Origin of the sequence: Pectobacterium parvum (genome assembly GCF_020971565.1) — a bacterium.
GTDB lineage: Bacteria > Pseudomonadota > Gammaproteobacteria > Enterobacterales > Enterobacteriaceae > Pectobacterium > Pectobacterium polare.
This window is the reverse complement of the sequence record NZ_CP087392.1, coordinates 2,344,273-2,369,611: the sequence shown is the minus strand read 5'-3', so window position 1 is coordinate 2,369,611 and position 25,339 is coordinate 2,344,273. Positions and strand designations below refer to the sequence as shown.

25 protein-coding genes are annotated in these 25,339 nt (G+C 51.4%); 11 read left to right on the top strand and 14 right to left on the bottom strand.

Annotated elements, in window-relative coordinates; translation table 11 throughout:
• Nucleotides 1-92 precede the first annotated feature (92 nt).
• Nucleotides 93-1,610: a dipeptide/tripeptide permease DtpA gene (gene dtpA / locus LOZ86_RS10750; RefSeq protein WP_072012429.1), complete on the top strand. Its 1,518-nt coding sequence runs from the start codon at nucleotides 93-95 to the stop codon at nucleotides 1,608-1,610.
• Nucleotides 1,611-1,781: 171 nt separating this feature from the next.
• Here dtpA and LOZ86_RS10745 read toward each other — a convergent pair whose 3' ends face one another.
• The 6 genes from LOZ86_RS10745 to ascF all read right to left on the bottom strand — a co-directional run bounded on the left by LOZ86_RS10745 (nucleotide 1,782) and on the right by ascF (nucleotide 8,065).
• Complete coding sequence (locus LOZ86_RS10745; protein ID WP_039486926.1) at nucleotides 1,782-2,168, bottom strand: VOC family protein; 387 nt, start codon at nucleotides 2,166-2,168, stop codon at nucleotides 1,782-1,784.
• A gap of 48 nt (nucleotides 2,169-2,216) precedes the next feature.
• Entirely contained in the window at nucleotides 2,217-3,017 is an 801-nt protein-coding gene (hisN, locus tag LOZ86_RS10740; protein ID WP_230241862.1) for a histidinol-phosphatase, read from the bottom strand.
• 280 nt (nucleotides 3,018-3,297) lie between these two features.
• Nucleotides 3,298-4,479: an NleE/OspZ family T3SS effector cysteine methyltransferase gene (locus LOZ86_RS10735; RefSeq protein ID WP_072012430.1), complete on the bottom strand. Its 1,182-nt coding sequence runs from the start codon at nucleotides 4,477-4,479 to the stop codon at nucleotides 3,298-3,300.
• A 69-nt stretch (nucleotides 4,480-4,548) separates the two neighbouring features.
• Nucleotides 4,549-5,040: a recombinase family protein gene (locus LOZ86_RS10730; protein WP_080728090.1), complete on the bottom strand. Its 492-nt coding sequence runs from the start codon at nucleotides 5,038-5,040 to the stop codon at nucleotides 4,549-4,551.
• A 99-nt stretch (nucleotides 5,041-5,139) separates the two neighbouring features.
• On the bottom strand, nucleotides 5,140-6,570 hold the full coding sequence (locus LOZ86_RS10725) for a 6-phospho-beta-glucosidase (protein ID WP_230241847.1): 1,431 nt from the start codon (nucleotides 6,568-6,570) through the stop codon (nucleotides 5,140-5,142).
• 34 nt (nucleotides 6,571-6,604) lie between these two features.
• Nucleotides 6,605-8,065, bottom strand: a complete 1,461-nt coding sequence (ascF, locus tag LOZ86_RS10720; protein ID WP_165707484.1) for a PTS cellobiose/arbutin/salicin transporter subunit IIBC — start codon at nucleotides 8,063-8,065, stop codon at nucleotides 6,605-6,607.
• Between the two features lie 357 nt (nucleotides 8,066-8,422).
• Between ascF and LOZ86_RS10715 the strand changes: the two genes are divergently transcribed.
• Nucleotides 8,423-9,448: a LacI family DNA-binding transcriptional regulator gene (locus tag LOZ86_RS10715; RefSeq protein ID WP_165707483.1), complete on the top strand. Its 1,026-nt coding sequence runs from the start codon at nucleotides 8,423-8,425 to the stop codon at nucleotides 9,446-9,448.
• 319 nt (nucleotides 9,449-9,767) lie between these two features.
• Complete coding sequence (locus LOZ86_RS10710) at nucleotides 9,768-10,562, top strand: hypothetical protein (protein WP_165707482.1); 795 nt, start codon at nucleotides 9,768-9,770, stop codon at nucleotides 10,560-10,562.
• Between the two features lie 294 nt (nucleotides 10,563-10,856).
• Here the strand turns inward: LOZ86_RS10710 and LOZ86_RS10705 are convergent, their stop codons facing one another.
• The 3 genes from LOZ86_RS10705 to LOZ86_RS10695 form a co-directional block, all read right to left on the bottom strand.
• Entirely contained in the window at nucleotides 10,857-11,084 is a 228-nt protein-coding gene (locus tag LOZ86_RS10705) for a hypothetical protein (RefSeq protein ID WP_072012457.1), read from the bottom strand.
• Between the two features lie 180 nt (nucleotides 11,085-11,264).
• Nucleotides 11,265-11,771, bottom strand: a complete 507-nt coding sequence (locus LOZ86_RS10700) for a ClbS/DfsB family four-helix bundle protein (RefSeq protein ID WP_039487626.1) — start codon at nucleotides 11,769-11,771, stop codon at nucleotides 11,265-11,267.
• 205 nt (nucleotides 11,772-11,976) lie between these two features.
• Nucleotides 11,977-12,957, bottom strand: a complete 981-nt coding sequence (locus LOZ86_RS10695; RefSeq protein ID WP_039487589.1) for an LLM class flavin-dependent oxidoreductase — start codon at nucleotides 12,955-12,957, stop codon at nucleotides 11,977-11,979.
• 331 nt (nucleotides 12,958-13,288) lie between these two features.
• Here LOZ86_RS10695 and LOZ86_RS10690 point away from each other — a divergent pair, with 331 nt between their 5' ends.
• Nucleotides 13,289-14,485, top strand: a complete 1,197-nt coding sequence (locus LOZ86_RS10690; protein WP_052012115.1) for a M20 peptidase aminoacylase family protein — start codon at nucleotides 13,289-13,291, stop codon at nucleotides 14,483-14,485.
• A gap of 184 nt (nucleotides 14,486-14,669) precedes the next feature.
• Here LOZ86_RS10690 and LOZ86_RS10685 read toward each other — a convergent pair whose 3' ends face one another.
• The gene (locus tag LOZ86_RS10685; protein WP_165707480.1) at nucleotides 14,670-15,215 is read right to left on the bottom strand and encodes a flavin reductase; all 546 of its coding nucleotides are present in this window, start codon (nucleotides 15,213-15,215) and stop codon (nucleotides 14,670-14,672) included.
• Between the two features lie 319 nt (nucleotides 15,216-15,534).
• On the opposite strand from LOZ86_RS10685, the gene LOZ86_RS10680 reads away from it, so the two are divergent.
• The 6 genes from LOZ86_RS10680 (at nucleotide 15,535) to LOZ86_RS10655 (ending at nucleotide 21,382) form a co-directional block, all read left to right on the top strand.
• Nucleotides 15,535-16,863 carry an LLM class flavin-dependent oxidoreductase gene (locus LOZ86_RS10680; RefSeq protein ID WP_230241840.1) on the top strand — a complete coding sequence of 443 codons (1,329 nt, stop codon included), beginning with the start codon at nucleotides 15,535-15,537 and terminating at the stop codon, nucleotides 16,861-16,863.
• A gap of 22 nt (nucleotides 16,864-16,885) precedes the next feature.
• Nucleotides 16,886-17,821: an ABC transporter substrate-binding protein gene (locus tag LOZ86_RS10675; protein WP_039487596.1), complete on the top strand. Its 936-nt coding sequence runs from the start codon at nucleotides 16,886-16,888 to the stop codon at nucleotides 17,819-17,821.
• Nucleotides 17,822-17,894: 73 nt separating this feature from the next.
• Entirely contained in the window at nucleotides 17,895-18,866 is a 972-nt protein-coding gene (locus LOZ86_RS10670) for an ABC transporter substrate-binding protein (protein ID WP_039487598.1), read from the top strand.
• Between the two features lie 85 nt (nucleotides 18,867-18,951).
• Complete coding sequence (locus LOZ86_RS10665; protein ID WP_039487600.1) at nucleotides 18,952-19,506, top strand: GNAT family N-acetyltransferase; 555 nt, start codon at nucleotides 18,952-18,954, stop codon at nucleotides 19,504-19,506.
• Nucleotides 19,507-19,588: 82 nt separating this feature from the next.
• The gene (locus LOZ86_RS10660; protein WP_039487601.1) at nucleotides 19,589-20,533 is read left to right on the top strand and encodes an amino acid ABC transporter permease; all 945 of its coding nucleotides are present in this window, start codon (nucleotides 19,589-19,591) and stop codon (nucleotides 20,531-20,533) included.
• A 24-nt stretch (nucleotides 20,534-20,557) separates the two neighbouring features.
• The gene (locus LOZ86_RS10655; protein WP_039487602.1) at nucleotides 20,558-21,382 is read left to right on the top strand and encodes an amino acid ABC transporter ATP-binding protein; all 825 of its coding nucleotides are present in this window, start codon (nucleotides 20,558-20,560) and stop codon (nucleotides 21,380-21,382) included.
• A gap of 121 nt (nucleotides 21,383-21,503) precedes the next feature.
• Here LOZ86_RS10655 and LOZ86_RS10650 read toward each other — a convergent pair whose 3' ends face one another.
• Nucleotides 21,504-21,707 (bottom strand): hypothetical protein, encoded by a 204-nt coding sequence (locus LOZ86_RS10650; protein WP_039487603.1) that lies wholly within the window; start codon nucleotides 21,705-21,707, stop codon nucleotides 21,504-21,506.
• Nucleotides 21,708-22,035: 328 nt separating this feature from the next.
• On the opposite strand from LOZ86_RS10650, the gene LOZ86_RS10645 reads away from it, so the two are divergent.
• Nucleotides 22,036-22,431, top strand: a complete 396-nt coding sequence (locus tag LOZ86_RS10645) for a hypothetical protein (RefSeq protein ID WP_039487605.1) — start codon at nucleotides 22,036-22,038, stop codon at nucleotides 22,429-22,431.
• A 247-nt stretch (nucleotides 22,432-22,678) separates the two neighbouring features.
• On the opposite strand, the gene urtE is transcribed toward LOZ86_RS10645, so the two are convergent.
• The 3 genes from urtE to urtC all read right to left on the bottom strand — a co-directional run bounded on the left by urtE (nucleotide 22,679) and on the right by urtC (nucleotide 25,329).
• A complete protein-coding gene (gene urtE, locus LOZ86_RS10640; RefSeq protein ID WP_230243141.1) occupies nucleotides 22,679-23,377 on the bottom strand; it encodes an urea ABC transporter ATP-binding subunit UrtE in 699 nt (232 codons plus the stop codon).
• A gap of 1 nt (nucleotide 23,378) precedes the next feature.
• Nucleotides 23,379-24,167: an urea ABC transporter ATP-binding protein UrtD gene (gene urtD, locus LOZ86_RS10635; protein WP_205625206.1), complete on the bottom strand. Its 789-nt coding sequence runs from the start codon at nucleotides 24,165-24,167 to the stop codon at nucleotides 23,379-23,381.
• An 85-nt stretch (nucleotides 24,168-24,252) separates the two neighbouring features.
• Nucleotides 24,253-25,329 carry an urea ABC transporter permease subunit UrtC gene (urtC, locus tag LOZ86_RS10630; RefSeq protein ID WP_230243158.1) on the bottom strand — a complete coding sequence of 359 codons (1,077 nt, stop codon included), beginning with the start codon at nucleotides 25,327-25,329 and terminating at the stop codon, nucleotides 24,253-24,255.
• Nucleotides 25,330-25,339: the final 10 nt, after the last annotated feature.

The window sequence follows — 25,339 nt, the reverse complement described above, 5'->3', positions numbered from 1 at the left end:
CCATAACTAGTCAAAAGAGGTTGCAGTTTCACTGCTTCACTCTTGTTATTTTCTCGTTAAAAAAAACGAGACAGGTAAAATCAGAGGTCTTTGTGTCAACAGCAAACAACAACAGCGAATCCCCTGAAAGCGTCAGCATGAACGCTTTCAAACAACCAAAAGCGTTTTATCTCATCTTTAGCATCGAGCTGTGGGAGCGTTTTGGTTACTACGGTCTGCAAGGCATTATGGCGGTTTATCTGGTCAAAATGCTGGGCATGTCCGAAACAGATTCCATTACCCTTTTCTCCTCATTCAGTGCGCTGGTATACGGTTTCGTCGCCATTGGCGGCTGGCTGGGTGATAAAGTCCTCGGCACCAAACGTGTGATCGTGCTGGGAGCTATCGTGCTGGCGATCGGTTACACCATGATTGCCTATTCAGGCCACAGCGTGACGTGGGTGTACATCGGTATGGCGACCATTGCCGTCGGTAACGGATTGTTTAAAGCCAACCCGTCAGCCCTGCTGTCTACCAGCTATGCGAAAGACGATCCGCGTCTGGACGGTGCTTTCACCATGTACTACATGGCGGTGAACATCGGCTCCTTCTTTTCTATGCTGGCTACACCGGTACTTGCCGCGAACTATGGCTGGAGCGTAGCCTTCTCCCTGAGCGTAGTGGGTATGATTCTGACGCTGATTAACTTTATGTTCTGCCGCAAGTGGGTTAGCACACAAGGTTCTCAGCCAGATTTCCAACCGATCAATCTGCCGAAGCTCGCCGTCACGCTCGCGGGTATTGTCGCGCTGGTCGCCCTTTCCACCTGGCTGCTGCACAACCAGAGCGTCGCACGCTGGATTCTGACGCTTATTTCACTGGCCGTTGTTACCATTTTCATCAAAGAGATGCTGGCGGTGAGCGGTGCGGAACGCCGGAAAATGATTGTCGCACTACTGCTGATGCTGGAAGCCGTTGTCTTCTTTGTGCTGTACAACCAGATGCCAACATCGCTGAACTTCTTTGCTATTCGCAACGTTGAACACTCGATTTTAGGTTTTACCTTTGAGCCAGAGCAGTATCAGGCGCTCAACCCGTTCTGGATTATGGTTGCCAGCCCGATTCTGGCTGCGGTTTACAACAAAATGGGCGACCAGCTGCCGATGGCGCACAAGTTTGCGGTGGGTATGGTGTTATGCTCCGGCGCGTTTCTGGTGCTGCCGTGGGGTGCCAGCATGGCAAACGAACAGGGTATTGTGTCCGTCAACTGGCTGATCCTCTGCTATGGCCTGCAAAGTATCGGGGAGTTGATGATTTCCGGTCTGGGTCTGGCGATGGTCGCTCAACTGGTACCACAGCGTCTGATGGGCTTCATTATGGGGGCCTGGTTCCTGACGTCAGCGGGTGCCGCCATTATCGCGGGCTACGTTGCTAATATGATGGCCGTGCCTGAGAACGTCGTAGATCCGCACGCGTCTCTTGAGATTTATAGCAATGTCTTCATGCAGATTGGTATCGTCACGGGCGTCATCGCCGTTCTGATGCTGCTGACCGCGCCGAAACTGACGCGCATGACGCAGGATGTCACCGACGCGCCTGTGGACGCCGTCACTACAACAGCCTCGGCCTGATAACTCGCCGGAACACGTCACACACATGACAGTATGACGTGCTATTGGTGAAGAATTAGATGATAGCCAGATGATAAAAAGCCAGACAGTGTCTGGCCTTTTTACGTAGATGCTTCAATGCACCAAAGAGATACCGTAGGGACCGTGCTATCAGGTGGAAGAGGTCTCGAATCAATCTGAGGTTATCTCAATCAGATTACCATCTGGGTCGCTGACGATCGCTTCGTAAAATCCGTCCCCCGTCATTCGAGGTTGGGCAATCAGAATGCCGCGTTCCGCTGCTTTGCTGGCTAACGCTTCCACATCCGCTTTGCTCCCGACCGAAATCGCGACGTGCGCCCAGCCGCAGCCTTCTTTATTGGTTAAGGCTTCTGCCAGCACTGGCAGCGTCATCAACTCAATAGATGCGCCTTCACTCAGTTGAACAAAATGCGATTCAAAACCGGGGCGATTCCGGCTCACATACTTTTCCCCCACCTGAGCGGAGAATAACTCTTGCCAAAATGCCGCCTGCGCGGCCAGATCGGCCGTCCATAACGCCACGTGTGCCACTTTCATCATGATTCCTTCTTAGCAGTTATCTTTTGCTGGTTTACAAACAAGCGGTTATGACCGCGTTCCATTCAGAATGGCTAACACCTGTTGGTGTAGCTCGGGATTACCGGTCGCGACTACCGTGCCGCCCGCTTCCGCTCGTTGTCCGTTGAGATCGGTAATGATGCCGCCCGCCTGCTCAATAATCGGGATCAGCGCAACAATATCGTAAGGCTGTAATGCAAATTCCACGCAGATATCAATCTGGCCTGCTGCCAGCATCGCCATCGCGTAACATTCGCCGCCGTAGCGCGTCATGAGCGTGCTTTCTGCTAGATCGGCGAAGCGAACCGCAGGGTGCATCGCCAGCGGTTCCGGGGCGGTGGTGTGGAGAATCGCCTGTTCGAGCGACACGCCTTTGCGCGTGCTTAAACGCATTTCCCCATGCCGATCGCTACGCCATGCCTGTGAACCATCGGCCCAGAAACGCTCCCCAGTAAACGGCTGGCTCATCATCCCCATCACGGCGCGTTCATGGTGCAGCAGGCCGATGAGCGTTCCCCACACGGGTAACCCACATAAGAAAGGCCGGGTTCCATCAACGGGATCCAAGACCCAACGCACCGGACCTTCCCCGCTCAGGCCAAACTCTTCGCCCATAATCGCGTGACCGGGGTAATGGTGAGTGATGTGCTCACGGATGATCCGCTCAGCCTTTCGGTCAGCTTCCGTGACCGGATCAAAGCGAAAGCCCTCTTTTGGCTTCGTCTCAATTTGGTTTGCGGTAAGGGCACGAAAACGCGGTAACGTTTCCTGACTGGCCAGCGTGGCGAGTTCATGAAAAAAGGGAATATCGGGAAGCGACTGACTCATGGTGTTTTACCTTCCTATCGCGTTGGCATAACGGCGTTGTTGAGTACTGACGATGATAAACCGGAATGCTCACCATAGCTCGATTGTGCGCTATCTTGCATAATTAATTCGTTCGATTATGCACAAAGATCTTCAAAGGCTAATCGCGACTACGTCATCGTGCTCGAGCCGAAGCCAATCCGGCACTGTCTGTTCAGAAATTAGCTCGGGGGAATAAGTTGATTTCCCAAGAATTTCTTTAATGAATAAACTTAGCGTGTTCGTACTTTTATTGGCTAATTTATTTATTAGCAACAACTGGTGGATGCTTCTTAAATTCTGCTGAGTATTCTAACCTCATATTCCAGAACAATTCCTCATCTATAAACAGTGACTGAGGGAGATCTGATATACTTTCAGTTTCTGAGAAGTTCAGCCTGTGAGATTTCAATTTTTCAGTTAGAATTTTTTTGGTGTTTTCTGTTAGCCCACTAAAAACAAATGATGCTTTGTTTTGCGTCATCAACTTAAGATTTGTATAAAACATATCAGAATGATACACTTCCGGCGGTAATCCTTCACACATTACTGCATTGTATTTATTATGCATTTGCGGATGTAACGGTAACGTTACGTCAGCTAAAATGCTGCTTCCCATATTTGGATCTAAATCCATAGTATCACATTGTAAATGTTCGCCTATATGGGTTCCTTCATCCATCATTTTCCTTTTGTGCAACTCTCCACATCCTATTATTATTTTTGTATGGCGAGAATTGTTTTTTACTTTATCACTAATGTGTGGCGTTGCTGACGTTTGTAAAGCAGACGAATTCAGTTTATGCATGTAGTTGTCTATTTCTTCTGGCAAATAGCTTAATATTCTGCCCATTTCCCTCGCAATAACCAGTTCTGACTTTATAACTTTCGTCTCATGCGATTCATCTGCTAGCGCACTCATTAACTCTATCTTTTCATTGTATAATTCAACAAAACGATTTGCATGCTTTTCCCCTTGTTCACAATTTTTTCTGTATACTACTATCATATATAAAAAATCATTGTTTTCTTTGGGGAAAATCTTACAACCGATATTTGGCAATTCAAGTATTACGTGTAATTCTGGTGAATACAGGCTATCAACAGAAAATTGTCCCACTGGACGCCTCCCTGAAATAACAGTCCCCCAACTTCCCTCTCGGGTGTTAGCCTCACTGGGGGAAATGCCGTCAGTATTAATTAAGCATTCCGAGTACATCTTTTTAATATCAGAATCTATGGCTATTTTTTTATTAATGTATCCATCAAGTTTAAACGTTGCTGCCTCTCTGGTTGAACCTATTATGTAACTTTGGTCATATACATTGGGTTTTTCTGAAAAAAAAGAAGCTCTGATATCTGGGTAGATTTTTTTTATGATTGCTGCTGAATTATTATATTCTGATAAAACAACCAGCTGCTCTTTAATACTGGAAACTTTCATTTATATTCCTCAGATTAATTTTTTATAAAATAAAAGCATATTTCTATTTTTATCTAAAAACCAAAAACATTAATTCCGGTTTGGCAATTTTGTTCCATCTGGTCGCAATTCACCTTTCGGAGAAACATGTCGGTATAACGTCTGTCTGGTAATGCCAAGCTCGCCTACCTTAGTTTCCGATTGCCCCATTGCCGCCATCGCCAGACGCAACTTGGCCGCTGTCATCTTGAATGCCCGACCGCCGCTACGTCCTCGCGCACGGGCCGAAGCCAATCCGGCAACCGTCCGTTCAGAAATCAACTCACGTTCAAATTCCGCTAGGGCCGCAAAAATACCGAAGACTAGTTTACCGGCCACCGTCGTCGTATCGATCGCTGCGCCGTGCCCTGTCAGCAATTTCAATCCAACTCTACGCACAGTCAGGTCATGCACGGTGTTGATGAGATGACGCAGGTCTCGACCGAGACGGTCGAGCTTCCATACCATCAATGTGTCTCCTTCGCGGAGTGTTTTCAGGCAGGCAGTCAATCCGGGGCGATCATCGCGCCGACCCGAAGCCATATCCTCATAAATATGGTTCAGCAGGTACACGACAAAAAATAGCCCCAGACGTCTCCGTCAGGGTGCTATAACAGGAATTGCTGAGTAACCTTATTGCCTTTAGCTTAGGTCAACTCCGTTGCTGGCGATGACCTTTTTATACCAGTAGAACGATTTCTTTTTCTTTCTGGCTAACGTCCCTTCGCCCCGGTCGTCGCGATCGACATAGATGAAACCGTAGCGTTTGCTCATTTCACCGGTGGAGGCAGAGACCAGATCGATACAGCCCCATGAGGTATAGCCGATGACCGGAATACCGTCACCAATGGCGTCCGCCATCGCGCTGATGTGCTCGCGCAGGTAGCTGATGCGATAGTCATCATCAATCTCGCCCTGTGCGTTAATCTCGTCCTTCGCGCCCAGCCCGTTTTCGACCAAAAACAGCGGCTTCTGATAGCGGTCATACATCATGTTCATGGTGATGCGCAGGCCCAGCGGATCGATTCCCCAACCCCATTCGCTCGCCTTGATGTGCGGGTTCTTTAACGACTTAACGATATTCGCCGCGCTGCTATTGTGCTCGTTCATATCCGCCGAGGCGCAGCGGGAGGCGTAATAGCTGAAGGACACAAAATCCACCGTGTTCTTGAGAATCTCATCATCGCCCAGCTCGGACGCAATCGTGATGCCCTTCTCTTTAAACAAACGGCCGGTATACGCCGGATAGGTGCCGCGTGCCTGCACGTCGATAAAAAACAGGTTTTCCCGATCTTTATTCAGCGCCGCCCAGACATCTTCCGGTTTGCACGACCACGGATAGAAATTGCCGCCAGCCAGCATACAGCCGACCTGATTTTCCGGGTTAACCTCATGCGCAATCTTCGTCGCCAACGCGCTCGCTACCAGTTCATGGTGCGCGGCCTGGTATTTCACTTGCTCCTGATTTTCCCCTTCGGCAAAGGCCAGCCCCGCGCCAGAGAACGGACTATGCAGCAAGATATTGATTTCATTGAACGTCAGCCAGTATTTCACCAGCCCGTCAAAGGCTTCAAAACAGGTGCGTGCGTAGCGGGCGAAGAACTCGACCATTTTCCGGTTACGCCATGAACCGTACTCGGTGACCAGATGCATCGGCACATCGAAATGGCACAGCGTCACCAGCGGCTCGATGTTGTACTTCTTGCACTCGGCAAACATATCGCGATAAAAGGCGATGCCGTCCGCGTTGGGCGTCAACTCATCGCCGTTCGGATAGAGTCGGCTCCAGGCGATCGAGGTACGGAACACCGTGAACCCCATTTCCGCCATCAGCGCGATATCTTCTTTATAGCGATGATAGAAATCGATCGCCTGATGGCTGGGATAAAACTCATCCTCACGCAGCGCGAAACGCGGTTCTTGCCCCAGTTTCACCGGCAGACGATTGACTCCGTGGGGAATCATGTCCACCGTCGTCAGCCCTTTACCGCCCTCGAGGTACGCGCCTTCTGCCTGATTGGCCGCAATCGCGCCCCCCCATAAGAATCCATTGGGAAATGTTGATGCAGACATACGCTATTCTCCTTTGTACTAATTAGTGCTTCATTTAATTCGTGTTCGCTGCGTGCTGCGGCGCGGAAACCTCATCGCCCTGCACGCGTTTCTCTTCCGGTTTTTCTTCGACTGGGATGTCTTCAAAGCCCAGCAGCAAGGTGACAAAGAAGGAAATCACGACGGACAGAAGCATGACACCGAATACCCAGGCAATACTCATCGGGTTGGTCGGATCGAAGAACTGCACGCTGGTAAACAGCCCCGGCGACGCCATTGAATGACTTGCCAACCCGCCGATACCGGCAACGGCACCACAGATAAAACCGGTAATTAAACAGGCGATCAGCGGACGCTTCAGACGCAAAGCGACACCGTACAGCGCCGGTTCAGAGATCCCGGCAACAATGGCCGAGGCCGCCGCCGCCAGCGCCGTCTGGCGCAGTTCCGGGTTTTTGGTGCGCCAGGCAACCGCCAGTGAAGATCCGCCCAGCGACAGGTTCGCACCGATTTCAGACGGCATTACCATGCCTTCTTTGCCGGTTTCAGCGATGGTCTGAATGATCGTCGGGGTAAACACGCGGTGCATACCGGTCATCACCAGCAGCGGCCAAATAGCCCCCATAATGGCAACGGACAGCCAGCCCAGATAGTCATGTACGGTGTACACCACCGCAGAAATACCGCTACCAATCCAGATCCCAATCGGGCCGATCAGCATAATGGCAATCGGGGAGGCAATCAGCACGATTAACATCGGTTTCAGGAAGTTTTTGGTCACCGCTGGCGTAATGCGGTCTACCCATTTTTCAATGTAAGACAGAATCCAGGTCATACACAGCGCCGGAATCACGGTGTAGGTATACTTCACCGCCGTGACGGTTAGCCCCATAAACACCACCTGCTGACCCTGCGCCGCTTTTGCCATCAGATCGATAAACGTCGGATGAACCAGCACCCCGGCGATAGCAATCGCCAGCGACATATTGGTTTTGAATTTTACCGCCGCAGACGCCGCTACCATGATCGGCAGGAAGAAGAACGCGCCGTCACCAATCACGTTCAGAATCGTTATCGTCGAGGCGCCCTTCTCAAACAGCCCGGTCATATCGAGGATCATGGCGAGCAGTTTCACCATTGAGCCGCCGATAATCGCAGGAATGAGCGGTGACATCGTGCCAATCAGCGCATCCAGAATCCCCGCGCCGATGCGTCGCAGCGTAATTTTATTGTTCACCGGTACGGTTTTTTCAGCTTCCACGCCTTCTGGCAGCAGTTTCACCACTTCGACGTAGGCCTGAGAAACGGTGTTGCCGATGATGACCTGACACTGGTTATCATTTTTCACGACACCCAACACGCCGCTTATCGCCTTCAATTCGGCCACATTCGCCGCATCATTATCTTTCAGCACAAAGCGCAGACGGGTCATACAGTGCGTCACGGCGGCGATGTTATCAGCACCACCGATGGCATCGACGATCGAACGGGATACAGCCGCATAATTCTTTGACATGGATAGACAATCTCTCGTAATCGCGCGCGCTACACCCAATTCAACACGTCCAAAACGGGAATATCACTTGATGCGCGCACATTTATTATTCAATTTCATACAGTTATGAAAGTATTCATGCCGGTATCCCTGCTCCATGCAACGTGATGAAACGCCGATGGGTAACCGGTTCCACATGATAGTGTTTATATATGAATACAATTTCAATAATTTTGTTATGAATATTTTTCTTATGTGATCGTGATCGTCATGAATAGCGTATTACTCCCCTCGATCGCTTCGGTTCTGCACTCATCACCCTGCTACCAGTCCAAAGTGTGTAAAATGGCAAAGGTGTTCAACGTCTCAGGATGTCCCATGTCGACAATGCAGGAAGTGGCGAAGAAAGCAGGCGTATCGAAAGCGACGGTGTCGCGCGTGCTATCGGGCAAAGGCTATACCAGTGAAGAAACCAAAACGCTGGTCTATCAGGCCATTGAGGAGACGGGATATCGGCCAAATTTACTGGCGCGGAATCTGGCGACCAGCAAATCCGCCTGCATTGGGCTGGTGGTGACCAACACGCTCTATAACGGCAGCTATTTTAACGAGCTGCTGTCACAGGCCGCCAAGAAATTGGAAGACAACGGTCGTCAATTGATTCTGGTCGATGGCAAACACAGTGCCGATGAAGAGCGCGCCGCGATTCAATTCCTGTTGGGGTTACGTTGTGATGCGATCATCATCTATCCCCGTTTTCTCACCGTGGATGAAATGGACGACATCATCGAGAAGCACAAGCAGCCGATCATGGTGGTCAACCGTAAACTGCGTAAACACCAGAGCCACTGCATCTGTTGCGATCACAAAGGTTCCAGCTATAACGCGACGCAACATCTGATTGCGCGCGGCCATAGAGACATCGCTTTTATCACCGGTTCACTGGATTCGCCGACGGCTATCGAACGCCTTTCCGGCTATAAAGACGCCCTGACGGCGGCCAATATCGCGGTACGGGATGAGTTGATTGTGAAAGGAAAATGGACGCCGCGCAGCGGGTCGCTCGCCATTACGACCCTGTGCGATAACCGGGTATCATTCAGCGCCGTTCTCGCCAGCAATGACGATATGGCGATTGGCGCGATAAAAGCGCTGGATGACGCTGGCGTTGCCGTACCGCACGACGTTTCTGTCGTCGGGTTCGACGATATTCCCACTGCCCCGTTTTTGAAGCCGTCACTCTCCAGCGTCAAAGATCCGGTGAGCGATATGATCAACGAAGTAATTAACCGCCTGATCGCGATGCTGGACGGCGGTTATTTCTCGAAAGAAAATCTGTTCTTGTCGGAGTTACAGGTCAGAGATTCCATTCAGAACGGGCCGTACGGTAATCAGTCCGTTTGAATCTGCTACGGGGTCATTTCAGACCCCGTTTTTCACGGCAACAAAAAAGGACTATACGAGCGCCTGCGGCAGTCTCAGCCCTGAAAAGTTTTAAAGTCAGAACTTCGCTTAGGGCTGTGCCTACTTTACATAGATAAGATCACTTCCATGTAGTAGAATATAGTTGAAAATTCTTGTCGAAAACCGATTTCTATGAAATAAGTGGAATATATACCTCCCCTGAAACAAGCCACATGGATCGCGTTGGAGATATCTAAGAGTAAACACAACTCTAACTATTTAAATTAAAACCACGATAATAAAAGGAATGGTGAACCTCATGCCTGGAAATGATTTAGTAAAAACAGAGATAATAAAATATCCAGATTACTATTTTAACGCACAGTCAAAATCTTTAGATTCACGGTTAGAAAACATTAAAATAAGTGAAGAAGAAGAAAATGAAATTTCCAAAAATCACGCGAAGAAATTCATAAGAGATAAGGCCCTTGGTTTTTTTAAGGTTGGGGAACTAATTTCAGAAATAATAAAATGGAATGAGTCAGTGGATGAAGATATAAAGGAAGCTAAAAAAGAGTATTTACTTGCACAATACTTCGATAAGAACGACAGAAATGAAATGGCTTTAACTAAAATAAAAGAATTCCTATCCAATGCCCAAGGGAACACACTTTTCAATAAAATACTTCGAATTCTAGACGACACGCCACCAGACATGGAGCTTTCAAAGCATCTTTCAAATGCTTTGAAATACATTGTTAACAATAACTTCCAAGATCTTTTTGAGGAACATAAGTATGCCCTAGGCCAAATAGAGAAACTAACACCACAAGCCCTAACGATACTATCAGACAACGACTCATGGCCATTAATAGGACTAGGTAGCTACACAGCAAATGGCTCAAAAGTAACATCTGACTGGCTAACTCATTTTACACAAGCATATGCTGACAGCAAAAAAATTGAGGACCCGAAAATAACAAACAGAATAAGTCATTCAATTAATGAACTGATTTCAATGCGTTTGATAGAAGCGCACCTTGTACAAGAGAGAAGAGCCAGTTGCAATATGACCGAAATAGGAGTGATGATCCTCTCTTATATACGAAAGTAATATGATATTTATATGCTCGAAATGATTCAAGTTTCAGGACAAAACGTCAGCGTTTTGAACAACGCAAAGCGTTGACCCTTTAGGACCAGATATATTTATGAGCCTCATAAAGCAGCAAGGTAAGGTCAAATTCGTCAGGAACGAATTTGACCAGCCAAAGGCAGATTTGAACGCTGCTTGCAGCGGCCCCTCCAACGCACATGCAACCTGAAGTATGGCGAGTATAGAATATTGTCACTGGTTGGCTATAAAGTGAGAAAAAAGGGGCGGCACGCGATTGCCATGTTACCCATCTTAAACGTAGACGTTAAGCTGGTTATTTTCCGTTGGGCGATTAACCCCATCGGCTATCGGTGGCTTAAAGACCGACGCGCTATTGTCGTACGTCGTCCGGGTTCGGGTAGACGCGTCCTGATTAGGGTAACCAGACAGCTGCGACGAGCGGGAAATACCCTGAACATGATCAGGTTTGTCAGGCATGGCGCTATATGACACTGGAGAAACTAGGTTAAGACCAATCATTTTTCTTCCCCCTATTCATCTCATCTGTCAGTAAAACTTATCTTGCTTACTACTGAGTATAGAACAATCAAGCAGGGGGAATATGTAAGGTTTTGTCTGAAAAAATACCGCTAGTGCGCTATTGACGAAGGGAAAGAGAAGACAAACAATCAGCACTATTTTTTATTTATTATCATATGTTTATTTATTCTTCTCCCACGCACGCAGCCGCCCTGCCGCATTTTTATAAGGCGAGGCGGTATTGAACTGAATCATCCGACCACGCGTCCACTTACCGTACCAGCATTCACCATAGAGCTGTGCATCGGTATAGCGTTCAACCAGCGCGATGAGTTCCCGTTTATTCGCGGTAAGCAACGCGACCCGTTCAGACCAATCGGTAATGTGGGCGAAGTCCTGATAGAACTTTTGCGCGAGTAAACCAAGCTGATTCCACTGGTAGCCCGTCTCTGGGAAATCGATGGGATTACCCTGCTCTTCCTGCTGATGCCATTTCAGCACCAGATTGCCCCAGCCCAGCAAATACGCCACCAGATTTGCCGCGCTCATCTGCGTTCCCTGCGCATGTCCTACCATTTCCGGCAAGAATGCGCGATCGGCGGGAACGGCCTCGATTCGCTTCATTAACAGCGCAAACTGACTGTTGATTGCCTTGATCAAGGCTTCCTTGCTGTCTGGCACCGCCATCATCTCCCCCAACTATTCTGCTATCCCCGTCATACTTCAAGTTGCATGTGCGTTGGCTGCGTTTAGTCACCCGAATCACTTACCAGTGTAAGCTCATCGGGATTCCCTCACTTGCCGCCTTCCTGAAACTCGAATTATTTAGGGTATATGTACAGAATCAGGTTACTGATCAAACGGCGGCACCGCCTTGTCATCGCTCACGTTTTCAGCGCTGCGCCAGCAGCCGAATCGACGCTTCACGCTCGCGGGGGGACGTCACGGGCGTGTGGATGATGAACTCGTCCACGCCAAAGCGCTGATGGTAGCTTTTCAGTCGCTGATGAATGTGCTCCGGCGTACCGTAAAGCACATTGCGCGGCTCCTGCACGATACGGAAATCCGTCGCGCCCGCTTGCCGAACGAAGTTATCGGCCTGCTCCTGACTGCCTACCGTCAGCGGCGGCTTGTTCTCAATGTAAACTTTATAGTTATGCTGCGAGCTGGCCAGCGCCTTCGCATCCTCATGACGTTCAGCGGCAATCACCGACAGCGACAGCAGCGTCTGGGCGTTGGCGGGTTTCAACTCCCGATAGCTCAAGAGAGATTCCGTCAGCAGCGCTTCACTGGCATTGATGAACCCGGCGAAGACAAAACTCCAGCCCAGCGAGGCAGCTAACCGTGCACTCTCCTGACTGGCGCCCAACAGAAAGCGCTGCGGCGTATGGTCAGGCAATGGCGTCGCATTCAGGCGCTCGGCCGTCTCGTCATGACTGTCGAGAAAGCGGTTTAGCTGATGTAGCTTCTCCGTAAAGGCAACCCGCTGCGTCTCACCGATCTCCTGCTGTAGCGCCCGCGTCGCCAGCGGCAATCCGCCCGGTGCTTTGCCGATCCCCAAATCCACACGCCCGCCGGCCAGAGCGCTGATCACATGAAAATTCTCCGCAACCTTATACGGGCTGTAGTGCTGTAACATCACGCCGCCGGAGCCAATGCGCAGCGTTGTCGTGTGCGCCAGCAGCCAGGTGATCAAGACCTCGGGAGACGATCCCGCCAACTCATCGGAATTATGATGCTCGGAAACCCAAAAGCGGTAATAGCCGAGCGCCTCTGCCGCTTTCGCCAGCGACACGGTTTGCGCCAACGCATGCGCCGCATTCATTCCTTCAGCAATCGGGCTTTGATCTAATAAACTGAGCTTATATCCCACGATGTTTCCTTATTTTCAGCGACTACCCGTTAGCGCTATTTATTGCAAGGCTATGCATTTAAAAAACCGTCATTTCCAAACGCCGTTTAAATAAACGGGGCAATAAAATCAGTCAGTGCAAAAGAAGAATAAGAAGGATGTTGCATAATAGCGTGAAATATAAATATCAATAATGGGTTTTGTTAGCAGATATTTTAATAACGGCAAAATGCAGGAAGTCTGAAATACACGGGGATAAAAAGATATGAAATATAACCAGACGGTATTTATCCATTGAGTGGCTATCAGCTACCTTTATCGTGTTTACGTTTTGTTAAGGAGGTGTATTGATATGGCTGACTCTATCCCCTGTTGTGATACGTCATTCGAGCAGCAGTTAATTAACTGGCGACGGCACTTGCATCAGTACCCAGAACTGTCCAATCAGGAACACCAAACCACCGCGCACATTACCCGCTGGCTACAAGAGAAAGACATCCGCCTGTTGCCCCTTGCCTTAACCACGGGCGTCGTTGCCGAGATTGGTCACGGCAGCGGCCCGACGATTGCGTTGCGAGCCGATATTGATGCCCTGCCGATTGAAGAATTGGTCGATGTGCCGTTTCGCTCTCAGCACGCTGGCGTCATGCATGCCTGCGGACACGACTTCCACACCGCGGTGATGCTCGGTGCCGCCTGTTTGCTGAAAAAGCGCGAATCTGTCTTACCGGGTAAAATCAGGCTGTTCTTCCAACCCGCAGAAGAAGTTTCTACCGGTGCCAAACAGCTCATCCGCGCCGGCGCGCTCGCCGATGTGGCCGCCGTTTTCGGCCTGCACAACGCCCCTGAGCTTCCCGCTGGCACCTTCGCGACACGCAGCGGCCCGTTTTATGCCAACGTGGATCGCTTCGCTATTCACATTACCGGCAAAGGTGCACACGCGGCCAAACCCGAACAGGGCATCGACAGCATCGTCACCGCCTGCAATATCGTCAATGCGCTGCAAACACTACCGAGCCGCAGCTTCAGTTCGTTGGAATCGCTGGTCATCAGCGTCACGCGTATTCAGGGCGGCAACACCTGGAACGTACTGCCGCAAACGGTAGAATTGGAAGGCACGGTACGCACCTACAATGCCGCGATTCGCGCGGAAATTCCGGAACGCATTGAACAGTTGATTGGTGGTATTGCCCTTGCGCTGGGCGCAAAAGCGGAGCTGAAATGGTATCCCGGCCCGCCAGCGGTCGTAAATACTAGCGAATGGGCTGATTTCAGCAAGCAAATTGCCCGAGATGCAGGCTATCAGGTAGAAAACGCCGAACTGCAAATGAGCGGCGAGGACTTTGCGCTGTATCTTCAGGACGTGCCGGGCACGTTCGTCAGCATTGGATCAAACAGCGAATTTGGCTTGCATCATCCTCAGTTCAACCCGGATGAAAGCGCGATTGCGCCAGCCTCACGCTATTTCGCTCAATTGGCGGAAGCCGCACTGCATCGCCTGCGTACCACGAAAGTCACCCCACCAAAGGCCGTAATGCCGATCGTTTGACGAGCGAGATACCCGGAGCAACCACGGGGTGAGGCGTCCCTGCGGGAACCTCATCCCCGTGTCTCTCCTAATATCGGACTGACGTAATCAACTCATCACCTCCGCCAGATTGACCTGACGGAGGCAGCAATTTTTATAAATCAATTAATTACGATGAGGGCATTGGGTGAGAAAGTTATACCGATTAACCGTGAACCGCATGATAACGGCGGGAAAAATACACCAGACCATCGGTGCTTTCGCCCTGCTTAATCGCTAACACCCGGCAAATAAAGATATCGTGCGTCGCCGCGCTCACCACTTCTTCAACCAGGCAGTCAAACGCCACCAGCGCATCCCGCAACACCGGTGAGCCCGTGTGCAGCACATCCCACTCCGCCGCGGCAAACCGTTCTTCAGTAGAGGAGCGGCTGCCAAACAGCGTCGACAGTGTTTCATGATGGGCGGCCAGCGTATTGATGCACAAATGCGTATTCGCCTGAAACGTGGGATACACCGACGACCCGCGATTCAGACACACCAGCAGCGTGCCGGGCGTATCACTAACGCTGGATACGGCGGATGCCGTAAATCCGGCCTTACCTGCCGGGCCATCCGTCGTAACGACATTGACCGCCGCGCTCAGCTTTGCCATCGCATCGCGAAACGCCTGCTGGTCAACGCTGGCAACCGCCGCAGAGAGAGCCGCGTCATTCGCGGTAACGAGTCGTTCAGCAACAAGATCAGACATTACATGCTTCCTTTAAATACGGCGAGAGACACAATCATTAACATTATACTAACAAAATAAACCGTGTCATCATCTGAAATTTTCGAATTTCATTATCCATTTTTGTTGTTTTACATCATGCCTCGCCTCATCAATAGTGAAAACACGCCGTTAACGCCCTATTAACCTTTCATTGAATACGTGAATACCTATTGATGGCTTGTTAATTGATAGCCGGTTTATTGATGGACTGTTTTCACTTTCATGGAAGTACGACCAATTAAGAATAAACCTATTCAACGAATAACAAGCACATTCAATTAATAAAAGGTTCTCGATAATGAGTAAACAACAAACACCTTCAAACCGACAATTAAGGCTGGGTTTAATATTACAAGGCGCAGCAGGAAATATGTCCGCGTGGCGACATAAAAACGTCGTACCCGACGCCAGCATTAATTTTGGTTTTGTTCTGGATGCGGTAAAAAAAGCCGAACAAGGGAAATTTGATTTTGTCTTCGTGGCCGACGGTCTGTATATCAATGAAAAATCGATCCCCCACTTTCTCAATCGCTTTGAACCTCTAACGCTACTGTCTGCGCTGGCTACCGTCACCACCCAGATTGGACTGGTCGGTACGCTCTCGACATCGTATTCCGAACCCTTCACCACCGCCCGGCAGTTTGCCAGCCTTGACCACGTGAGCAACGGTCGCGCAGGTTGGAACGTGGTGACATCGCCGCTGGAAGGATCGGCGAAAAACTTTTCCCGCGCGCAGCACCCGGAACACGCGCTGCGCTACCGCATTGCCGATGAATTCCTTCAGGTGGCGAAAGGCCTGTGGGATTCCTGGGAAGACGATGCCTTTATTCGTGACAAAGCCAGCGGACAGTTCTTCGATCCCGAAAAGCTGCACACGCTGAACCATAAAGGGGAATTCTTCTCGGTACAGGGGCCGCTGAATATTGGCCGATCCGCGCAGGGCCGCCCTATTGTGTTTCAGGCCGGTGCATCTGAAGACGGCCAAAAACTGGCCGCTAAACACGCCGATGCCATCTTCACCCACCAACACACGCTGGAAGAGTCGCAGCGTTATTACCGTGAAGTAAAACAGAAGCTGGAAGAAAACGGTCGCCGAGCCGATCAACTCCATGTTTTTCAGGGCGTCAGCGTGATTGTCGGTAACGATGCGGAAGACGTGGAGCGTCAGTATCAGGAAACCGCACAACTGGTCACGATTGAAGATGCCCTCAATTATCTGGGACGCTACTTTGAACACTACGACTTCTCACAGCATCCGCTGGACGAACCCTTCCCTGATATCGGCGATCTGGGGAAAAACAGCTTCCGCAGCACCACCGATGAAATCAAACGCAACGCGCAGGAAAAAGGCTTAACGCTGCGGCAGGTCGCGCTGGAAGCAGCATCGCCGCGCCCCGTCTTCAGCGGGACGCCCGAACAGGTGGCGGATGGCTTGCAGCGTTGGTTTGAAAACGGTGCCGCCGACGGCTTCATCATTCAGGGCGGCACGCCGGATACGCTCAACCACTTTGTCGATCGCGTCGTTCCCCTACTGCAACAGCGCGGCCTGTTCCGTCAGGAGTATCCCGGCTACACGCTGCGGGAAAATCTGGCGCTGGATTATCCGGTGAATCAATTCACGCGTTAATTCACGCAACAGGAGATTCACCGTGAAGCATTCCCCTTTTATCACCGCTACCGGTCTGGCGACATTATTAAGCGCCACGCTGGTAACCCATGCGCAGGCGCAAGATGCGGGATTCGTTAGCCGTATCGACCTGAAAGCCAACCAAACGCCTATTCGTACCGAGAAGAACGCCGAGGCTATCGCGCAGATCCCGGCTCATTTCAAATTCGTGACGCCGGGAAAGCTGACGATTGCCGTCTCGGCGCTCAGTTCACCGCCGCTGTCGCTGCTGGCCGACGATAACAAAACGCTTATCGGCAGCGATGCCGATATCGCGCGTCTGGTGGCCGACGGCCTCGGATTGGAGCTGAAACTGGTGCCCGCCTCCTGGGAAGATTGGCCGTTGGGCATCACCGCGGGGAAATACGACGCCGCCATTTTTAATATCGCGGTGACAAAACTCCGCAAAGAGAAATTCGACTTCGCCACGTATCGCATTGATACGCTCGGTTTCTACGTGAAATCGACCAGCAAGATTACGTCGATTAACAAACCGGAGGACGTAGCGGGTCTGAAAGTGATCGTCGGTTCCGGCACCAATCAGGAAAACATTCTGCTGGGCTGGGATCGGCAAAACCGCGCTAACGGCCTTCCTCCCGTACAACCTGTTTACGTTACCGATGATGCCGCCGCCAACCTGAGCATTCAGTCCGGGCGCGTTGATGCGTTTTTCGGTCCGCATTCCATCGGGGCGTATAAAGCGGCGCTGACGGGCAAGACACGCATGGTAGGCAAAGGTCCGACGGTCGCTTATGTCGCGGTCACTACGCAAAAAGGTAACGGTCTGGCACAGCCCATCAGCACCGCCATCAATGGCGCGATCCACAACGGCAGTTATGCACAGGTGCTGGATCGCTGGGGTGAAGACGATGAAAAAATCACACAGTCCGTCGTGAATCCGCCGGGTATCGGCGATTAAGTAACAACAGAACACCATAAAGTGACAGCGTCACTAAAACCATTATAAATAGTCACCTGCAAGGGAAAAACAAATGCAAAAAGAGATCGTCTATTCATCCAAGACACACCGTTTACGCCCATCACTGCTGACAAAGCTACTGACGGGATCGCTGCTGCTCGGATCGCTGTCCGTCACGACTGGCGCACAGGCCGCCATCGACCTGAAAGCCAATCAGCAGCCGATCCATGCGCCGAAGAATGCAGAAGCTATCGCACAGATTCCGGCTGACTTTACCTTCGTCACGCCGGGTAAATTCACCGTCGCGATTGCCGCACTGGGATCGTCACCGCCGCTGGCGTTTCTGGCCGACGACAACAAAACCGTGGTGGGCAGCGAGCCGGATATCGCCCGGCTGGTGGCCGACAGCCTCGGGCTGGAACTCAATATTGTTCCAACCTCGTGGGAAGACTGGCCGCTCGGCGTCGCTTCCGGCAAGTATGACGCCGCCATCATCAACATTACCGTCACCAAAGCGCGCAAGGAAAAGTTCGATTTCGCCACCTACCGTATCGACTCGCTCGGCTTCTATGTGAAATCCACCAGTAAGATTCAGTCCATCAAGGAAGCGAAGGACATCGCTGGACTGAAGATTATTGTCGGCTCCGGCACCAATCAGGAAGCGGTACTGCTGGCGTGGGATAAGCAGAATCGCGCTAACGGCCTGCCCGCCTTTCAGCCGATTTATGTCACGGACGATGCGGCCGCCAACCTGAGTCTGCAATCCGGTCGTTCCGATGCCTATTTCGGCCCGAACGTTATCGGTGCCTACAAAGCGGAGCTGACTGGCAAGGTTAAGCATGTCGGTACGGTCAACGGCGGCTACCCCAACGTCGCACATATCGCGGTCACCACACGCAAAGGCAGCGGGCTGGTGCAGCCGATTAATACCGCGCTGAACGGCGTAATTAAAAGCGGTGAATACGACAAGGTGCTGAACCGCTGGGGAGAAAGCATCGAACGTATTGACCGTTCAGAAATCAATCCGCCAGGGCTGGGCGACTAATACCGCCCGATGGCTATCGGGACGCCACGCTCGACACGCAATGGTTACCGATAGTTCGAATATGTTAACGAATCAGGAGCATCCCATGTCCGACGACATCTTCATTGTGACCCAGCCCGAGGACCCTATCGTGGCCCCCATTATCGACGGCCTGTTTGCGGAATATGAACAGCGCTATGGCGACTTTTTTGGTGAGCGGGAAAGCGATCCTCCGGGAATCTACCAGCAGCCGCACGGCATTTTTATTGCGCTGCTGCGTCGGGGCGTACCGATTGCCACCGGCGCGTTTAAACGCTACGACAGCACCACGGCCGAGATTAAGCGGGTATGGACGGATCATTCGCTGCGCCGTCAGGGGCTGGCAGGAAAAGTGATGCAGGAACTGGAGCAGCACGCCCGACGGTTAGGTTATCAGCACTTTTTTCTGACCACGGGTTTCCGCCAGCCAGAAGCGGTGAATCTCTATCTGAGCCACGGCTATACGCCTCAGTTCGATATCAGCGTCGATCCCGCAACCTACAGCATCCCGCCTTACGATGGACGGCTGCCATTTAAGAAAGCGCTGTTTGACGTCGCAGCGCCTCAGGCTGCCCGCCAAACGGAAGTCGAACTTATCGCTCGCCATTTGAAAGTGTGTTGACCCCAGCACACCGAGACTCACCCTGTGCGGTGATTAAAAGCAAAAGGACGTTTTTCAGAATCACCTTCAAAGGGTATCGATTATGACGCAATCTCTACACACGTCTTCTCAGCAAGCGCCGCTGGGTCAGACGCAGGAACCGCCGTTGCACGTTGTGCCCGCGCGTTATCCCTTTCGTGTTGCCGGTGCACTATTTTCCCTGTTCATTTTTGCTGGAGTGATTCAGTCAATCGCACTGAATCCACGCTGGGAATGGGCGGTGTTTGCCGAGTGGTTTTTTAATCCGGTCATTCTCGCCGGTCTGGGGCAAACGCTGCTGTTGACCGCGCTGGGCACATTATTCAGCATTATTTTCGGCACCGCGCTGGCGCTGGCCCGGCTTTCGCCGTCTTATCTGCTGTCCACCCTGTCGTGGCTCTATATCTGGCTATTCCGATCGCTGCCGCTGATTCTGGTGCTGATCATTCTCTACAATTTCTCGTATCTCTATGACGAACTGGCGCTGGGGATTCCGTTTACCTCCGTAGTCTTCCTACGCTATCCGACCATCGATTTACTGGATCAATTTTCCGTCGCGGTACTTGGCCTGACGCTGGTGCAATCCGCCTATACAGCAGAGATTATTCGCGGCGGTATTCTTGGCGTAGATGCTGGGCAGTTTGAAGCCTCCGCTGCACTCGGTCTGCCCGGCGGTCGCCGTACGGTACGCATCATTCTGCCGCAGGCGCTGCGTTCAATTCTGCCCACCGGTTTCAATGAGATCATCAGTCTGGCAAAAGGCACGTCGATCGTTTACGTGCTGGCGCTGCCAGAGCTGTTTTACACCGTTCAGGTCATCTACAACCGTACGCAGCAGGTTATTCCGCTGCTGATGGTCGCCACCATTTGGTATCTGCTGATCACCACGGTGCTATCCGTCGTCCAATACTACGTGGAACGCTATGTGTCCCGCGGTGCCGTGCGTGAAATGCCGCTAACGCCGCGCCAGAGGCTCGTCCGTTTCCTCACGCGCAAGCGCGCACGTTAATCTACCCGATTCTGGAGAGTCACCATGTCTGAAGCTATCGACTACTTTGCTCACGCGCGCACCACCGCACAGCCACAGGCAGAAAACGCTCGTGGGCTGATTGAGATCCGCAACGTGGCGAAACATTTTGGTCAGCACAAAGCGCTGGAGGATATCAATCTGACGCTGGCACCTGGTTCCGTCACGGTGATCCTGGGGCCGTCCGGTTCGGGAAAATCCACGCTGTTGCGTACCATTAATCACCTTGAGCGCGTGGATGAAGGCTTTATCCGCATCGACGGCGACTACATCGGCTATCGGCGCAAAGGGAATACGCTCTATGAATTGAAAGAAAAGGAAGTGCTACGCCAGCGCATCAACGTCGGATATGTGTTCCAGAATTTCAATCTGTTCCCTCACCTTTCCGTGCTGGAAAACATCATTGAAGCCCCGTTGGCGCATAAACTTTATTCACGTCAGGAAGCCGAAGACATCGCCTTTACCCTGCTGGAAAGCGTCGGCCTGCGTCATAAAGCGCAGTCTTATCCCCGTCACCTGTCTGGCGGCCAGCAGCAGCGCGTCGCCATCGCCCGCGCGCTGGCACTTAAGCCAAAAGTGATGTTGTTTGATGAACCGACGTCCGCGCTCGATCCCGAGCTGGTTGGGGAAGTGCTGGACGTGATCAAATCACTCGCTCGCTCCGGCGTTACGCTGGTCGTCGTCACACATGAAATCGGCTTTGCACGTGAAGTAGCCGACCGCGTCGTGTTCATGGTGGACGGGAAAATCGTCGAAAGCGGCGATTCCTGGCAGGTACTGAACCATCCCCGTCACCCACGGACGATCAACTTTTTGAATAAAGTGCTGTGAGGAAAAGAGAAGGCTATTCATCGATGACATACGCATTAGGCTCGCAATGAGTGAGCCTAATGAGATCGCGCGTAAATGATTACTTTGCTGGCAATGGCTCAGCATACGGACTGCTGTAAACCTAAACCATCACGCTTTTATCTGTATCAAACGCAGCCACCGTCACAACATCATGAGTGCCCGCCGCTCGCCAACATTCAGCCTCAACATCGCAATGATCCTGTTTCTCATAACCCATCGACATCAGATAGGTGTGAACCTTGCCAGTATCGTCAGTGCCATAGAAGTTCACCGTCGCCACGCTGCGCCAGTTGACGAAGACCACGCCGCCCCTTTAATTACCGACGGCTGTATTCATTCTGCTGATTCATCCAGAAACAACCATTTTTTGAACGCGGCATTACGTTTGATACAGTATAAACTTATTGAATAATAAATTCCAAAAAACAGACTTTAGGAAATTATAAACGACCCGTAGTCGAGAAATTATATTGGATAAAACCAATTAATTGATAGGTTAAAACATTGACGGTTTTTTAAGTTTTATCGCTTAAGCTAATGGCGGTTTTTTAATGGACCGATTTATTGATTATTACATGAATTATAAAATTGTATTAATTTACCAATAAATTACTTTTTCAGGAGATTTACTCATGCGCAAGACATCCATCAGCATGTTCATGCTGGCTCTTTTTTCCTTCGCCGCAGACGCTGCAACGAGCATAGCTATCGATCCTCAGAGGAATTGTGTGAGTGCAGCGATAACGGATACCTTAGCCGGCACGCCAGTGAAATTCACGTTAGACCAAGGGCGGTATGTTTTTTCTCTCGTTTCTAATAGCATGAACTGTGATCGCACACCGAATAAGTGCATTATCGATAGTGTTCTGTTACAAGGTGGATTTAAAACCACTCGATGGGGAGGCGTCGTCACCAGCACGCCAACGGTGGTGGATACCACAGGATTGCCTTTTATCGCCTATGTCAGTGACGATAATTGTAATGATAATATCGGCAAGGCAACATTATTAATACAAAAAGCAGAATAACTCACTTCCAGTTAAATTAATTTTCGAATTTGCATTTAATTTTAAATATCAAGATAAATTTATAATTTAATATTCTAAATAATTCGAAACTCTGGATAACCGTTAACGCTTTGAACACCGCAACGTGTTGATCCACTAGCGATGTGTCTGCTACAGAAAATTAGGCTGCCTCTCTCTATTCTGTAATATTGAGAATCTATAGATGCAGCCTATCTCTCATTCCATACAAAATAATAAACAGCACGTATTAAATCGCGACCAGCCCCCGTACGCCGTCCTGTTCCATGGTTTCTCCCCGTCCACGCTGTATGATTTCCCCACGTGACATCACCAGATAGCTGTCTGCCAGTTCGGCGGCGAAGTCGTAAAACTGCTCAACCAGCAGAATTGCCATGTCGCCACGCTGTGCCAGTTGGCGGATGACCGCGCCGATCTCTTTAATCACCGACGGCTGTATGCCTTCTGTTGGTTCGTCCAGAATCAGCAACTGCGGTTTGCAGGCCAGCGCACGTCCAATCGCCAACTGTTGCTGTTGTCCACCGGACAAATCGCCGCCGCGCCGCTGTTTCATTTCATCCAGCACCGGGAAAAGCTGGTAGATTTCATCCGGCACCTGCCGCGCCTGTTTGCCCGGAAAACGCGACAGCCCCATCAGTAGGTTTTCTTCCACGGTTAACCGAGGAAAAATCTCTCGTCCCTGCGGCACGTAGGCAATCCCCGCCAGCACACGCTGATAGGGTTTACGCGAGTTAATCGCTTCACCCTGCCAGCGAATCGTGCCGGACTTCGCCGGAATCAACCCCCTCAGGCATTTCAGCAGCGTGGTTTTCCCTACGCCGTTACGTCCTAACAGGCAGGTAATTTCGCCAGGTTTTACCTCAAATGACAGGCCGCGCAGAATGTGGCTGCCGCCGTAGTATTGATTCAGTTCAGCAATCTCTAACATGTTAGCGCCCCAGATAAACGTCAATCACCTGCTCATTCGCCTGCACCTCGCGCAGCGATCCCTCCGCCAGCACCTGCCCCTGATGCAGCACGGTCACGCGGTCAGCGATGCTCTCAACAAAGCCCATATCGTGCTCCACCACCATCAGCGAATGCTTGCCCGCCAGACTGCGGAATAGCTCGGCTGTATAAGCCGTTTCGGCGTCCGTCATCCCCGCGGCAGGTTCATCGAGCAGCAGCAGATGCGGCTCTTGTACCAGCAGCATGCCAATCTCCAGAAACTGCTTTTGGCCGTGCGACAGCAGCCCCGCAGGCCGCTGCCGTTCATGACCGAGTCGCAGCAGCGTCAGTGTTTCGTCAATCCGGTCACGCTGCTCGCTGTTCAGTCTGGCACGCAGACTCGCCCACACCGATTTGTCGGTTTTCAGCGCGATGTCGAGGTTTTCAAACACCGTCAGCGCTTCAAACACGGTCGGCTTTTGGAATTTCCGCCCAATTCCTGCTCGGGCGATGTCTACCGGCGACAGCGTCGTTAGGTCGGTGTACTGATCGTAAAATGCTTTGCCGTTATCCGGTCGCGTTTTACCAGTGATGACATCCATCAGCGTCGTTTTCCCCGCGCCGTTTGGGCCGATGATACAGCGCAGTTCCCCCACACCAATCTGCAACGAGAGATCGGTAAGCGCGCGGAAACCGTCAAAACTCACGTTAATCTTGTCGAGTTGCAACACCGGATCGGTCTGATGCCGATGACGATCCGACGGATGCGGCTGCGCGAACTTTGGCTCCATCAATACGGGCAGAGCCGCGACAGTTTTTGAAGGCGCAGTTTGTGAAGGCGCGGCTTGTGCTGGAACCGATGGCACAGATAAAGACTCAGTCATGTTTCTTCCTCATCAGCAGTCCAATCACGCCACGTGGCAAAAATAGCGTGACGAGAATAAACATCAGCCCCAAAAAGAACAGCCAGTATTCGGGAAAGGCGACGGTAAACCAGCTTTTCGCCCCGTTGACAATGCCCGCACCGAGCAACGGCCCGATCAGCGTCCCGCGCCCACCCAGCGCCACCCAAATAGCGGCTTCGATGGAGTTGGTCGGCGACATTTCGCCAGGATTGATAATGCCGACCTGCGGCACATACAGCGCGCCCGCCAGCCCGCACAGCACGGCGGAAAGTGTCCAGACAAACAGCTTGAAGCCTTTCGGATCGTAGCCGCAGAACATCAGACGGTTTTCCGCATCACGTACCGCAGTGAGTACGCGGCCAAATTTACTGCGCGCCAGCGCAAAACCCACCAGCAGGCTGGCAATCAACAGCAGCACGGTGGCGACAAATAACCCAATGCGCGTACCGGTGGCCGTAATGGGGAAACCGAGCAGCGTCGTAAAGCCAGTAAATCCATTATTGCCGCCAAAGCCGGTTTCGTTACGGAAAAACAGCAGCATGCCGGCGTAGGTCAGCGCCTGCGTCATGATTGAGAAATACACGCCTTTGATTTTAGAGCGGAACGCGAACCAGCCGAACACAAATGCCAGCACACTCGGCACCAGCACAATCAGGCACAGCGCCCAGGCAAAGTACTGGGTTCCCGCCCAGAACCACGGCAGTTCCGTCCACGACAGAAATGACATAAACGCAGGCATTCCTTCACCAGCGGCCTGCCGCATCAGGTACATACCCATCGCGTAGCCACCCAGCGCGAAAAACAGACCGTGACCGAGCGACAGCAGCCCAGCATAGCCCCACACCAGATCCAGCGCGACAGCGACAATCGCATAGCACAGAATTTTGCCGATCAGCGTCAGCGTATAGGTTGAGATCGCCAGCGGGTTCTCTGCGGGCAACAGCGCGAGAAATGGCAGGATCAGCAAAGCCAGAAACACGATCGAACCAAGGCTAAGCATGAGCCGTGGCGCGCGCTGCGTCAGCGTTATCGTCACGGGTTGCGTAATAGGTTGCGTC

What these genes read in the sequence shown, in the direction of transcription:
- LOZ86_RS10745 (WP_039486926.1), bottom strand. Translation starts at nt 2,168, where the DNA reads ATGAAAGTGGCACACGTGGCGTTATGGACGGCCGATCTGGCCGCGCAG.
- hisN (WP_230241862.1), bottom strand. Translation starts at nt 3,017, where the DNA reads ATGAGTCAGTCGCTTCCCGATATTCCCTTTTTTCATGAACTCGCCACG.
- LOZ86_RS10735 (WP_072012430.1), bottom strand. Translation starts at nt 4,479, where the DNA reads ATGAAAGTTTCCAGTATTAAAGAGCAGCTGGTTGTTTTATCAGAATAT.
- LOZ86_RS10730 (WP_080728090.1), bottom strand. Translation starts at nt 5,040, where the DNA reads ATGGCTTCGGGTCGGCGCGATGATCGCCCCGGATTGACTGCCTGCCTG.
- LOZ86_RS10725 (WP_230241847.1), bottom strand. Translation starts at nt 6,570, where the DNA reads ATGTCTGCATCAACATTTCCCAATGGATTCTTATGGGGGGGCGCGATT.
- ascF (WP_165707484.1), bottom strand. Translation starts at nt 8,065, where the DNA reads ATGTCAAAGAATTATGCGGCTGTATCCCGTTCGATCGTCGATGCCATC.
- LOZ86_RS10715 (WP_165707483.1), top strand. Translation starts at nt 8,423, where the DNA reads ATGTCGACAATGCAGGAAGTGGCGAAGAAAGCAGGCGTATCGAAAGCG.
- LOZ86_RS10710 (WP_165707482.1), top strand. Translation starts at nt 9,768, where the DNA reads ATGCCTGGAAATGATTTAGTAAAAACAGAGATAATAAAATATCCAGAT.
- LOZ86_RS10705 (WP_072012457.1), bottom strand. Translation starts at nt 11,084, where the DNA reads ATGATTGGTCTTAACCTAGTTTCTCCAGTGTCATATAGCGCCATGCCT.
- LOZ86_RS10700 (WP_039487626.1), bottom strand. Translation starts at nt 11,771, where the DNA reads ATGGCGGTGCCAGACAGCAAGGAAGCCTTGATCAAGGCAATCAACAGT.
- LOZ86_RS10690 (WP_052012115.1), top strand. Translation starts at nt 13,289, where the DNA reads ATGGCTGACTCTATCCCCTGTTGTGATACGTCATTCGAGCAGCAGTTA.
- LOZ86_RS10685 (WP_165707480.1), bottom strand. Translation starts at nt 15,215, where the DNA reads ATGTCTGATCTTGTTGCTGAACGACTCGTTACCGCGAATGACGCGGCT.
- LOZ86_RS10680 (WP_230241840.1), top strand. Translation starts at nt 15,535, where the DNA reads ATGAGTAAACAACAAACACCTTCAAACCGACAATTAAGGCTGGGTTTA.
- LOZ86_RS10670 (WP_039487598.1), top strand. Translation starts at nt 17,895, where the DNA reads ATGCAAAAAGAGATCGTCTATTCATCCAAGACACACCGTTTACGCCCA.
- LOZ86_RS10665 (WP_039487600.1), top strand. Translation starts at nt 18,952, where the DNA reads ATGTCCGACGACATCTTCATTGTGACCCAGCCCGAGGACCCTATCGTG.
- LOZ86_RS10660 (WP_039487601.1), top strand. Translation starts at nt 19,589, where the DNA reads ATGACGCAATCTCTACACACGTCTTCTCAGCAAGCGCCGCTGGGTCAG.
- LOZ86_RS10655 (WP_039487602.1), top strand. Translation starts at nt 20,558, where the DNA reads ATGTCTGAAGCTATCGACTACTTTGCTCACGCGCGCACCACCGCACAG.
- LOZ86_RS10645 (WP_039487605.1), top strand. Translation starts at nt 22,036, where the DNA reads ATGCGCAAGACATCCATCAGCATGTTCATGCTGGCTCTTTTTTCCTTC.
- urtE (WP_230243141.1), bottom strand. Translation starts at nt 23,377, where the DNA reads ATGTTAGAGATTGCTGAACTGAATCAATACTACGGCGGCAGCCACATT.
- urtD (WP_205625206.1), bottom strand. Translation starts at nt 24,167, where the DNA reads ATGGAGCCAAAGTTCGCGCAGCCGCATCCGTCGGATCGTCATCGGCAT.